General features: G+C 42.2%; 15 protein-coding genes and 2 pseudogenes. 3 read left to right on the forward strand and 14 right to left on the reverse strand.

The window, feature by feature from the left end; translation table 11 throughout:
• Positions 1-71 precede the first annotated feature (71 nt).
• The 7 genes from D1841_RS15170 to D1841_RS15200 form a co-directional block, all read right to left on the reverse strand.
• Positions 72-419 (reverse strand): GNAT family N-acetyltransferase, encoded by a 348-nt coding sequence (locus D1841_RS15170; RefSeq protein ID WP_160644376.1) that lies wholly within the window; start codon positions 417-419, stop codon positions 72-74.
• Positions 420-470: 51 nt separating this feature from the next.
• Positions 471-935, reverse strand: coding sequence for a VOC family protein (locus tag D1841_RS15175; RefSeq protein ID WP_160644377.1), 465 nt, complete (start codon positions 933-935; stop codon positions 471-473).
• Between the two features lie 51 nt (positions 936-986).
• Entirely contained in the window at positions 987-1,544 is a 558-nt protein-coding gene (locus D1841_RS15180) for a DUF3795 domain-containing protein (RefSeq protein ID WP_160644379.1), read from the reverse strand.
• Between the two features lie 64 nt (positions 1,545-1,608).
• Positions 1,609-1,806, reverse strand: coding sequence for a YdeI/OmpD-associated family protein (locus tag D1841_RS15185; protein WP_347564033.1), 198 nt, complete (start codon positions 1,804-1,806; stop codon positions 1,609-1,611).
• A 31-nt stretch (positions 1,807-1,837) separates the two neighbouring features.
• Positions 1,838-2,680, reverse strand: a complete 843-nt coding sequence (locus tag D1841_RS15190) for a nucleotidyl transferase AbiEii/AbiGii toxin family protein (RefSeq protein ID WP_160644381.1) — start codon at positions 2,678-2,680, stop codon at positions 1,838-1,840.
• A complete protein-coding gene (locus D1841_RS15195) occupies positions 2,680-3,276 on the reverse strand; it encodes a type IV toxin-antitoxin system AbiEi family antitoxin domain-containing protein (protein ID WP_160644383.1) in 597 nt (198 codons plus the stop codon). Before D1841_RS15195 ends, D1841_RS15190 begins: the two co-directional genes overlap by 1 nt.
• 180 nt (positions 3,277-3,456) lie before the next feature.
• Entirely contained in the window at positions 3,457-3,837 is a 381-nt protein-coding gene (locus tag D1841_RS15200) for a DUF4314 domain-containing protein (RefSeq protein ID WP_160644385.1), read from the reverse strand.
• Between the two features lie 575 nt (positions 3,838-4,412).
• Between D1841_RS15200 and D1841_RS15210 the strand changes: the two are divergent.
• Together D1841_RS15210 and D1841_RS15215 are read left to right on the forward strand one after the other, a co-directional pair.
• A pseudogene (locus tag D1841_RS15210) lies at positions 4,413-4,616 on the forward strand (sigma factor-like helix-turn-helix DNA-binding protein); the annotation flags it as partial.
• An 87-nt stretch (positions 4,617-4,703) separates the two neighbouring features.
• Positions 4,704-5,183 (forward strand): sigma-70 family RNA polymerase sigma factor, encoded by a 480-nt coding sequence (locus tag D1841_RS15215; protein ID WP_237076413.1) that lies wholly within the window; start codon positions 4,704-4,706, stop codon positions 5,181-5,183.
• Here the strand turns inward: D1841_RS15215 and D1841_RS15220 are convergent.
• The 3 genes and pseudogenes from D1841_RS15220 to D1841_RS15230 form a co-directional block, all read right to left on the reverse strand.
• Positions 5,093-5,287, reverse strand: a pseudogene (locus D1841_RS15220) (excisionase); the annotation flags it as partial. The gene D1841_RS15215 and the pseudogene D1841_RS15220 overlap by 91 nt on opposite strands.
• A gap of 73 nt (positions 5,288-5,360) precedes the next feature.
• Entirely contained in the window at positions 5,361-5,522 is a 162-nt protein-coding gene (locus D1841_RS15225) for a type II toxin-antitoxin system PemK/MazF family toxin (RefSeq protein WP_160644390.1), read from the reverse strand.
• 101 nt (positions 5,523-5,623) lie between these two features.
• Positions 5,624-6,202, reverse strand: a complete 579-nt coding sequence (locus D1841_RS15230; protein ID WP_160644392.1) for an RNA polymerase sigma factor — start codon at positions 6,200-6,202, stop codon at positions 5,624-5,626.
• 519 nt (positions 6,203-6,721) lie between these two features.
• On the opposite strand from D1841_RS15230, the gene D1841_RS15235 reads away from it, so the two are divergent.
• The gene (locus D1841_RS15235; protein ID WP_347564034.1) at positions 6,722-7,054 is read left to right on the forward strand and encodes a helix-turn-helix transcriptional regulator; all 333 of its coding nucleotides are present in this window, start codon (positions 6,722-6,724) and stop codon (positions 7,052-7,054) included.
• Positions 7,055-7,133: 79 nt separating this feature from the next.
• Here the strand turns inward: D1841_RS15235 and D1841_RS15240 are convergent, their stop codons facing one another.
• The 4 genes from D1841_RS15240 to D1841_RS15255 form a co-directional block, all read right to left on the reverse strand.
• The gene (locus tag D1841_RS15240; protein WP_237076414.1) at positions 7,134-7,277 is read right to left on the reverse strand and encodes a cysteine-rich KTR domain-containing protein; all 144 of its coding nucleotides are present in this window, start codon (positions 7,275-7,277) and stop codon (positions 7,134-7,136) included.
• A gap of 214 nt (positions 7,278-7,491) precedes the next feature.
• Positions 7,492-8,160, reverse strand: coding sequence for an ABC transporter ATP-binding protein (locus tag D1841_RS15245; protein WP_160644394.1), 669 nt, complete (start codon positions 8,158-8,160; stop codon positions 7,492-7,494).
• 14 nt (positions 8,161-8,174) lie between these two features.
• On the reverse strand, positions 8,175-9,476 hold the full coding sequence (locus D1841_RS15250) for an ABC transporter permease (RefSeq protein ID WP_160644395.1): 1,302 nt from the start codon (positions 9,474-9,476) through the stop codon (positions 8,175-8,177).
• Between the two features lie 14 nt (positions 9,477-9,490).
• The gene (locus D1841_RS15255) at positions 9,491-10,477 is read right to left on the reverse strand and encodes an ABC transporter permease (protein ID WP_160644397.1); all 987 of its coding nucleotides are present in this window, start codon (positions 10,475-10,477) and stop codon (positions 9,491-9,493) included.
• Positions 10,478-10,682 lie beyond the last annotated feature (205 nt).

Raw genomic sequence — 10,682 nt, forward strand, 5'->3', positions numbered from 1 at the left:
CGTTTTTCTTCATCCCTCCTTCATTATACCGCCTTCTTCTTTTCTTGCGTAGGTTCGTATCTATTTTTCGCTTACATATGGTTCATTCCCCATAATAAAAGTTGTTTTCCATATCCCCTATTTTGAAATTCCTTATTGACAATCAAATCGTCTATTTCGTTTCCATAACAGGCAATAGAACCAATAATTTCTTCCCCACTTACAAGCAAGAAAATATTCTTACTTTTTTCACGAACTTGTTTATAATCATTCAAAAAATTATGCGGCTCAATAGCAAGATATTTTCGCATTTCATAAAAGCAAGTATTATATATTTTCATGTATTGTTGAAAATACTTTTGCTCAAAAGGAATACACAAGATATTGCTTTTTTCAATATCATCTTTTACATATTTCATTTCATATGCTATTATTTCCATGCTGTAATTTCCCTTCTACAACCCCCGATTTGTTTATTCGCCTACCGCACATTAACTATTCAAAAGACTTGTCAAGTCCTCCACGGAAGCATCCATCTTCACAGAGACTTCCTCCATCGTCATGCCGGTAGCAAAAAAACGCTTTATCACCATTTTCATATCCTCGCCAACCTCAATGATATGTCCGTCCAAATCGTAGAACCGGATTACCCGCTGTCCCCAGCTATGCTCAATTACTTCTCCCAAACATTCAATGTTTGAATACTCTTTCAGCTTGCTCAGAAAACCATCAAAATCCTGTTCTTCAAAAACAATTTCTGCATTGTTGGATTTTTTTAATATCTTTTCCTTCGGCAGATTCACAAGCCAGTCAAAATCCTGCTGCAATGCCAAGCCGCAGGTAAAAGCAATGTTTCTTCCGTAATCCTGATAAACCTCCAGGCTAAATAAATCTTCATAGAACTTTCTTGCAGCTTTTATATCCGCTACCGATATCACTGTACATACATACTTCATACCATTACTCCTATCCAACTTTTTAGTACCCCTTATCTCGTCCAGCTTGTCTTAGCCTCTCTTTTTCTTATGCAGCTTCAAATCAATGTTTTTCTTTGCCGCTGCTTCCTGAAGCAATCCCACTACAAAAGCACTTTTTTCTTTGAGCGTCCATGTTTCCATATCGTCCTTCTTCTTTTTAATTTCCTTTATCACTTCGCGAAGCTCCTGCATGTCCAACAGGTTGACCGCAACACAAAACATGGTCTTTTGGCGACCGGCATTATACTCCGACAGGAGAATGTTCAAGATTGCTGCCTTTTCTATCTGTTCCGCATTGTAGGCTTCAATTCCCGACTCTTTGGCTTTCTCCAGATCAGCCCTTCTGTGGAGATGTGTTATAAAGGAATCAAAATCGTCAATATGTTCAAATTTGGAGCATGGGTATTCACTGCACTGAAAGCAGTATTCTATGTCGGCATGTTCCATGCTGCACTTTGCAATTCTGCACGATTGATTGCCCTCTCCCCCACCGCAGCCGGGGCAATATTTATTTAAAAACATGGGGCAAAGACCGCAATTCAGCCCACAGAGTGAAAACAATTGATTTTGTCGGTTAAATCCTTTCATGATACCTCCATACGCTATTTCTCAATTTATAATTGGATGTAATCCCAACAATGGACACTGACCCTTACATCGGTTTTAAATTTTTATTGAGCCTGTCCACCATCCAGGCAATCCGCTTTTCCCGTCCGTCATCTGTCTTTGCATCCAAATATGCCCGCATGTAGGTTTTCTTTACAGATGGGGACATAGCCTCAAAATTAGCGCTGGCAAGCTCATATTCTTTGAGCAGGGCAGACATCTGAGCAATCTGTTCTTCAGTCACTACTATAGAATATCACTCATTATACGCTCCTTTATTCTATATCAATCAGCTTTGCAATCTCCTCGACTGTATCCAAAAGCACATGGAACTCCAGCCCTTCTGCATAACTGTTTTCCGCTGCGTAATTCCGCCACAGGCTGTAAAGTGCAGTTTCCTCACGCATATCCCTCATGATATCCTTCCAGTCTTTCAGCATATCCATTGATTCTCTTTTGACAGCAGTATGCTCTATCGCCATTTTTAAGATATCCGGTCTGACGCTGTCTTTACGCTCATGATAGAGAACATGCAGATCATAAAAATCCCTGGCTCTTGTATTTCCTATGTTCCGGCGAATAATGGTTTCATACTTTTCAGCCAGCACCGTCTCTATGGTGTACGCCATAATCGGAACTGTTTTATCCTCAAATATGAACGGATAATCATATTGGATGGCTGCCGGAGTAATCTTATCTCCAGTTGTGACATCCACCTTCATCGGGCTGTTTATCTTCCCATATTTTGCAGCTATATGAATGCGGAAATTATTATAGGCATCCTCTTCACGGATTGGCTCTATACGCTGATATTCAAAGGTTATCCCATCGTCTGTATCAATCGCAAGAATCTCCTTAAAGATTTTGACGATTTCCTCTTCCTCCAGTTGTATCCCTCTTACGGTAGTGTCCATGTCCATTGTAGTTCTGGCTTCAATTCCAATCATTGAGGAAATCAGCAGACCGCCTTTGAGGATAAAATTCTTTGCATAAGGCGATACGGCAAGCCTCTCTAAAATGCGTTCAAACATAAACATATGCTGCACATCCAAAGCCCTCAGATTGTTCTTTGACGCAAAATTTCGGATCGCGCCCTTTAGCTGTTCCGGTGTTTTCATTACAATACCTCCATGTAAGTCCTTATTTTTTCTTCAATTCCGAAGGCTTTTCCATACTTCAGCAATTTGCGGACATCCGGCCGGTTTTTAAAATAATCCTTGATTGACTGAACATACAGCTGCTTTTCTATCTGGTTTTTATCTTTAATCAGATCACAAAGACATCTCTCTCTGTCATATAAACGAATCATAGCGCCCTGCGGCGAACGTGCTTCCGTTATGCCAAGACTATAGAATTCCTTCATAATATAATGAGCCCTGATTTTTTGATTATCTCGAAGCAGTCTTGAAATATTTTCGCCATGAGGGACTGAAATATCAAATGTATGTGGTATGATGTCCGTCAGTCCCCAGATATACAGCGCTGTCCCATAAGAAAAAATGAGGCTGGAGCATTGCACCTGAAGCAAAGCAAACTCATCAATATCACAGTCAGCAGGAGCATAAATCCCTTTCCGGATCCTTTCAAGCAAGCCACTGTCTACATATTTCTTTAAGACTGCCCTGTTGATTCCCGCCGCTTCAATTTGCGATGTTTTTACAAATCCATTTCCGTCTTCAGCCATCGCCTGAATCTTATTATAAACCTCATCCACAGAAATCACCTCCACGCACTCTACATTCCTTCTTCAATTATATCTTATTGACGAACGAATGTAAAGAGCTTTTGGCATTAGTCTGTCCGCATTCACAGAAAAAATACAATTGTTTCTATTCCACAACGACAAAAGGGATGCCGCAAAAGCGACATCCCCCCTATCTTAAAACTATGATAATCAAATACCCTCTGAAATTTTTCGGAACGCATCCACGCCGGGAATGATTCCAAGATATCTTCCATTGTCAAACCTGCAATGGATTGTTGGGGCATCATCAACAGTGTCTACTGTTCCTTCCGTCATGGCAGGAATCGGACGTGGATCGTTTTTCATTTCAACGAGCACAATCCGTGTCCCTTCCGGATATGTATCCTTATAAAATTTTCTATATGATTCTGTGCTGTATTCAACAATCAGCTCTTTATTGCTTATGATTTCATAATCGAAGCCACATCTTCTCTCAAACGGATAAAACACAGGTTTCCTGAATCTCCGCTTAATGAGATGTCCGGGAACAAGAATATCGTCATCATTAAAATAAACGCGCTTTACCTCCATACTCATCATCTCCTTAGGCTGTTTTTTTTCGCAGACTCCAGAGCCCTCTGCTTACATGCAGAAAGTGTTCCGGATGGTACTGCAGTGTCTGGCGGATTTTTTCTTTCCACCACTTATGCGTTTTCGCCCTCTGATGTGATTCAATCTGCTCATATATATAAGTCAGCGGAACCGCCTCATTACATTGCTCCAGAACGGCTGCTACCACATCACGCCAGGTCGCTCCCGGAATGTCGCGGATATCAACCTGCTTTTTTTCTGAAAACAAAACCGGGCAGAGAAGTGCATTGTCTTTTCGTACTATCATCACATATTCGTGTAGAATCGGTATGAAGGAACCGCTATACCTGGTTTTGTCTGAAAAGCAATTGTGCTGCGCCTTGATAATAATGTTCTCCAGCGTCCCTGGTTTCACTATCTCAGACAGCATACTGTAAAGCCGGCCTTTTTTCTTGATGTCACCCATCAGGACTGCCATCCGTCCGCCTTTCTCCAGTGAAGCGTACTGCTTCATCATTGCATAGTTCATTGCGCGGGCAAAGTTTTCCCAGTCTGGTATCTCTATCGGTATATCTGTTAAAACGGGAATGGTGGACAGGCTGAAAGCCGCCCTGCCTTTATTGTCGGGTAGTGAGCAGACATTGATAAACGCCATCTTCTTTGAAGAACTATCCGAGCGGGAAGTCGGGTTGCGGTTAGGCGTGACACAGAGCGTTGTCAATAAACGCAAAGCCAAAATCCTTGCGAAGCTGAGAAAGATAATCGAAAACAAAATTTAAGGCGTTCAGCCCCCTTATTTTTTCCTTTGGGAAAATGAGGGGGCTTTTTCCTGCCCTCTCAATCAATTCTGATTGGAGGAAATAAGGATGGCATACAACCATGGACGGGAGGACAGGAAATGGCGTATCTGGAAAGAAGCCGAGGAAAAGGTTTTGCGTGAGTGCGGTGTTGATGAAGCAACCATTGAGCAAATCCGCACAGACGACAGGGCAGATTTTAATTCCAACAGGCGGTTTTACCGATGGACAAGTGACTTCGGAGAATACCTTGAGGAAATGGCGGGCAGGGAGAAACAGACAGAGGTAAGGTCGGTAATGGATTTACTGGATGAGATTGAGAGCGAAACGCTGTATTTTGCGTTAGTCACAGTGGACAGGCGTACATTACAAATCATCGTGCTGAAAATGCAGGGGTATTCCACAAAGGAGATTGCCCCGCTTGTGCATTTGACGACGGGAGCTGTCTATGCAAGGTTAATGTACTCGTCAAATGCTTCTCTTTTTACAACTCTGCGATTTCCAATCCAAAGCACAAAGGGACAATCCTCACGGTTCGTCATTTCATAAAGTTTTGCCCTTCCAATTCCTGAGTAGGCAACCGCTTCGTCAATGGATAGATTTGCTTTATGCCATATTGGAACCTCGATTTTACTTGAATTATTATTTTCCATTTGCTGTACCTCCTTGCGTTTTGTGGGTACATCATAATGGAAAAAAAGCGATAAGCCAATTATGCGAATCGGCTTATCGCACACTTGACAGGCTTGTCGTGCTTGCCTGATTACCTTCATCGCATTGAACCACAAGAACAGGTCTTACCCCATTTTGAATTGAGCCTGCATTGTTTCCAAAATCGTGCAGATAAATTTCTCCACGCTTCACTTTTTCTTTATTCTCTGTTTGCATAGCATTGACCTCGCATTTCCAAGATTAAGTGAAGGGGAAATCTTTATCCGGATTCAAAACAACCCCTTCACTAATTTGGAATCAGTCAGCCAAATGACAACCTATTTTCGGAAAAATCCCTCAAATATTTTTTTTACTTCCTTGATCGCTGCGTTCAAATGCTTTTCAATCGCCTGATGAGATACACCCTCCGCTTCGGCAATTTCCCTTGCGCTTTTATTTGCAACATAGCGAGTTATGAGGTATTTATATTGCTTTTCGGTAAGACTTGAAAGAGCCTTGTCCAACAGCTTCATCTTCAACTGATAACGATTTTCTTCGTATTCCTCTGTTATCTGCTGCTCAAAAAAGTCTGGAACAAAGACCTCCGAATGGAATATTCCTATAAGCTCATCGTCATATCCAAATGCGTCCTCATTGTATTTACTACGCTTATAAAACTTGCTTTCATTTCTCCTGAACTCATATACCGCTTTGCCCTGCTCAACGGACAGCAGCACAAAAGGCATATATTGTTTTACAATTTCAGGGTATTTTTCAAACAGTTCTTTTTTGGTAAGCTCAGAAATGATTGCCCATTGCTCCTCGCCTGTGTATCCCTCATACTCATACTTCAAATTGATAACCTTGCACTTGTTCTGAAACTCCTCTTTCAGAACATCAAATTGACTTTTCGCCATTTTCTTTACCTCCAGTCTGAATTTTCAAAAATGTAAAAATTCAGACCGGAAGGCGGCGAACGGCAACCGACGCTATAAATAGTCGAAATACTGTGAAATATAAAAACGCACCTGCATAGCGACAAATTTCGCCGTGCAAGTGCGTTTGTTTCATTGTATTTATGGCATATCAGTTCATCATGTAAGCCGCAATGCCCCTCTGTGGGGTAAGTGCTTTTTTCAATAAAACACTTTCTGATAATGCCTATGTAATAGGTTAATATTCGCTGCTCATCACAAGCAGCGGAACGCCGAGAATAGTCCAGCGCATTAAAAACCCTCCGATCCAAAAAAACTCAGAATCGGAGGGTGTAGGCATATTGAATCGCCCTGTCAAAACCTCGTTTTTTTTATTTGGCAGGGTTCAAGTTTCTATATAGTTCAGTGATTTTTGAACTGACAGTCCATTCATAATTGAATTGTCGTGCCATTAGAAAGATGGCACAAATCAGTATAATTATATATGGAGGTGGACTGTAAGTGCATAACAAACCTGAAATGCTTGGACATATCATTAAGACAGCTCGTGAAACCGCTGGTATTACCATAGAAGCGTTAGCAAACAAAGTAGATATTACCGAGCGATACCTATACAGAATTGAAAATGAGGGCAAAAAACCGAGTTTCGATGTCCTACATAAGCTCGTCCGGGAATTAAACATTTCTGCGGATTCGATTTTCTACCCTGAGAAGCCGTCCAAAGATTCCGAGGTAGAAAATCTCCTCCGTATGCTTTCAGCTTGCGATGAACGGTCGTTGGAAGTCATCAAAGCAACTGCGAAAGCTTTAATCAATACTGCACCCGAAAAGTAGCCGCAAGGCTGCTTTTCCTTTGTATGAAGAACAGAGCCGATAAACTTGTGATTGCTCACTTGTTCATCGGCTCTGCGTCTTATGCGTCTGGCTCTTTGATGACGGTTACTTGTAAATCTTTTGCCTTAATCAATGCTTCACGCTTACATTTCGGACAATATAGTGGGAAGTTTGTCAATTCTGTATCAGACCGTATCTTGATGCGGGTTTTGCTGCCACACATTGGACAGCACACCCATTCAATCAATCGCTTCACACTGCACCTCCTATTAAAACGAATTGCTCTCTCCGTGATGTTTGCAAATCTCTTTACAGATTTCCTCGACTTTTTGAGTGGACAGATGTACTTTGCTAAAAGTGCGTTTATACAATTCTATTTCCGTTTGCGTAAATTGGGGTGCCTTTTTCCCCTTAATGGTATGTGATAAATGCTGCATTTAGTTTTTCCGTCCTTTTCTCGTATCTGTATCGGGAGTATCTGCAATTTGCAGTTCTCCTTTTCGCAATTTCAAAATCACATCAGCTTGCTTTGCAAGCTCATTGGAGTGCGTAACGATAACCACGCATTTATTCATCTGGTGAGCACATTCTTTTAAAATCTTTGTGATTTCTGCCGCAGTATCTTCATCAAGGTTACCTGTCGGCTCGTCGGCAAGGATGACCTTTGCATCAGAAGCTAATGCACGGGCAATCGCTACACGCTGCTGCTGACCGCCAGAGAGTTTCAAAACATTTCGTTTGCTTTCTTCTTCGGTCAGTCCCACCCGCTCTAAAATAGGCTGTGGCGGCAGTTTAGAAGTCAGAGCCACATTCTCTTTTGGTGTAAGATAATCAATCAGATTGTAGCTCTGGAAGATAAAGGCTACATTGTTTTTGCGGTGCGTGGCAAGACCTACGGTATCAATGTCTTGCCCTTCAAAAAGGATTTGCCCCTCAAGCGGACTGTCTAATCCACCAAGCAGGGAAAGCAGCGTTGTCTTTCCGCAGCCACTCGGTCCAAGTATGGCGTACATTTTCCCTGCGTCCAATTCAGCACTCACGCCTTTTAACACATTTCGCTTGTTATCATAGGAGTAGCGAACTCCTTTTATCTCCATAATATTCATCGCTTTCTACCTCCTTAGCTCATCTTTGAAAGAATATCTCTCGGCTTCAAACGGAACACCGTCCACGATGCAAGCACTACTGCAATCGCAATAATGGCAATACCGATAAGATACACAGGCAATAGATACGCCGCTGAAATTTCAACATGAAGCGTTGCTGCACCTGTTGTTACTCTGGAAACCAAAAATTCACTTGCTTTTCCTGCAATCAAACTGCCGAAGAAAACAGAAGTTGCAAAGGCGACAATCGCAACGGTCACAGTTTCCACAAAGAATTGCCCGATAATGCTCGTCTTGTTTTTACCAATAGACAGGTAAACGCCAATCTCTTTTTTACGCCCTCTAATCCAAAGAGTTAAAAGAAGTGTCAGCACAAGAGAGCTTACAACGATGATAATCACGATAATGGTATTTACCAAGCTCTGCAAGGTTTCAAGCGGTGCTTGTACGACCTCATATTCATCGGTATCAATGCTCAGTTTCAAGGATTTTCCACGAAACTCTGGCAAGTCCTTTACTTTATCATAGACATTCTGGATGCTTACAGGGTCTTCCACATAAATATCAATCTGTGTATAACCATCTATCTTACGACCAAAGTTTTCAAACATTGTCGTGTAGTCCACATAGCCGCAGTTTGCGGGTATATCCGATACAGAAAAACCGCCGTTCCCAGAAGTACCCTCCGTACCGTCAAAAATACCAATAATTTTAAGCTCCACATTACTGTCGGAGTCCAGACAGTACATTGTCATCACATCACCCACAGACAGCTTATTGTAATCCGCAAGCTCTTTTGAAATCATCACGACATACTTATCTTCGGGGGTGATGTGTCTGCCGTCCACAAGGCTGTACTTTCCGCTTTCAAAATCAGAGCTTTTTTCAGAGGAAAGAGCTGCCGTATAAGCAGACGACTCTCCATAAGGGGTGTAGCTCAAATTAAACGCCGCAGGTAAATATTCAAAGTCCACACCTGCTCCCCAAAATCCTCTCGGATTGTCAGAGTTAAAATCTACAACGCCGTCCACCTTTGAAATGACATCTAAAATCTCTGCGGTAATGTAATCGCCATTATAGGTATAGGTCATACCGTATCCGTCTTGGCTCGAATCGTATTGGTTGATAGGGTCAATCTCCAAAAATAATTTACCGCCGATAGCTGTCTGCACATCCGCAGTCGCACCCTCGGACGCATCACGGATTGCCAGACCTGTCAGAAGAAAGGTCGAAATAATCGCCAATACCAAAAACAAAATCAATGTCTTTACTTTCTGCCGAAAGCAGTAAAGAAAAGCTCTTTTTACAAAATTCATTACGCATATCCTCCTTAGCTCATTTTTGTCAGTATCTCTCTTGGTTTCAGCTTCAAGATAGAAGCCGATGAGAGCAGTACGGAAAGCACAACTACGATAAGCTGGCATCCATATATCAGCAGGGTTTTTCCAATACCCAGAGTGAGGTAGCTGTCCATACTCACTGCATCACTCATTCCATTCTGTAATGCCGCAGCGTTGATAAAATTAGGCTGAAAATCCGCAAGCAGATGATTACCTAAGTTATGACTTATTCCAAAGCCCGCAGCATAGGAAAACAGGAATGCGGTGGCAGAGACACTCAATACTTCTAACAGAAACTGTTTTATGATTTCCCCTTTCGGGATACCTGCTCCTAAAAGGATGCCTGCTTCTGGTATGCGGCCTCTGATACGCAAAGTTAAATTCAAGGTCAAAATAGCGGCACTCACTATGGAAACACACGCCAACAAGATTTTTATTAAATCCCCTAAAGAAGTAAGACTATCGGAAATTTTGGAATACTGAAAATCATTCGTGCGGATAAAATGCGTTTTCCAATCAATTTCTTCTATCTGCTGCACCTTAGATACAATCTCATCCAGTGTCTTTGGGTCGGTCACATAAAAACCGACCTCACCTGTATAAACAGACGGTTCGCTTTCAGCAAGCTGTGTCAAAACATCAATACTTGCGTAAATACGATTTTCTTGTCTGCCTGCGGTTGCTGTTACATTCGCATCAGCTTCCAGAATATCGTATATTCCAACAATCGTTACAACTGTCTCTTTTCTTTCCCCAGACCACACATCAATGTACTCGCCGTCAGCTTCTCCAAGCTCGGACGATGACAAGACAATTTTATCCCCAACAGACAAGCCATTTACAGCCGCCACCTCAGAGCTTATCAAAACGGCGTTCGTATCTGTTTCAGTAATGTGTCTGCCTGCGGCAAGAGCCAGTACCTCGTCTACAAAATCTGTTTCCAAAGCGGAATAGCGAAGTGCTGTAACAGCCCCCATATTGTTATCCTCGGCGTGTTTCTCTCCGTGGATAAAGGCAATGGGATTGCCTTTGGTAAGCTGTTCGCCTTTGGCATATCCATAATTGATAGGATTGTAGTACGCAATATTGCCGCAGTTTTGTATCCGCTTTAGGTCATTTTACAAGGAACTACACGCAGACCGTGAAACGGGCTGCTGACAACAAACAGGCGCTATGCTCCCG

It is taken from the genome of Neglectibacter sp. X4, assembly GCF_009917365.1.
GTDB lineage: Bacteria > Bacillota > Clostridia > Oscillospirales > Acutalibacteraceae > Acutalibacter.

Excerpts from the sequence above, each read along its gene's own strand:
- D1841_RS15170 (WP_160644376.1), bottom strand. The coding sequence starts at position 419 with ATGGAAATAATAGCATATGAAATGAAATATGTAAAAGATGATATTGAA.
- D1841_RS15175 (WP_160644377.1), bottom strand. The coding sequence starts at position 935 with ATGAAGTATGTATGTACAGTGATATCGGTAGCGGATATAAAAGCTGCA.
- D1841_RS15180 (WP_160644379.1), bottom strand. The coding sequence starts at position 1,544 with ATGAAAGGATTTAACCGACAAAATCAATTGTTTTCACTCTGTGGGCTG.
- D1841_RS15190 (WP_160644381.1), bottom strand. The coding sequence starts at position 2,680 with ATGAAAACACCGGAACAGCTAAAGGGCGCGATCCGAAATTTTGCGTCA.
- D1841_RS15200 (WP_160644385.1), bottom strand. The coding sequence starts at position 3,837 with ATGGAGGTAAAGCGCGTTTATTTTAATGATGACGATATTCTTGTTCCC.
- D1841_RS15215 (WP_237076413.1), top strand. The coding sequence starts at position 4,704 with ATGGCATACAACCATGGACGGGAGGACAGGAAATGGCGTATCTGGAAA.
- D1841_RS15225 (WP_160644390.1), bottom strand. The coding sequence starts at position 5,522 with ATGCAAACAGAGAATAAAGAAAAAGTGAAGCGTGGAGAAATTTATCTG.
- D1841_RS15230 (WP_160644392.1), bottom strand. The coding sequence starts at position 6,202 with ATGGCGAAAAGTCAATTTGATGTTCTGAAAGAGGAGTTTCAGAACAAG.
- D1841_RS15240 (WP_237076414.1), bottom strand. The coding sequence starts at position 7,277 with ATGTGTGGCAGCAAAACCCGCATCAAGATACGGTCTGATACAGAATTG.
- D1841_RS15245 (WP_160644394.1), bottom strand. The coding sequence starts at position 8,160 with ATGAATATTATGGAGATAAAAGGAGTTCGCTACTCCTATGATAACAAG.
- D1841_RS15250 (WP_160644395.1), bottom strand. The coding sequence starts at position 9,476 with ATGAATTTTGTAAAAAGAGCTTTTCTTTACTGCTTTCGGCAGAAAGTA.
- D1841_RS15255 (WP_160644397.1), bottom strand. The coding sequence starts at position 10,477 with ATGGGGGCTGTTACAGCACTTCGCTATTCCGCTTTGGAAACAGATTTT.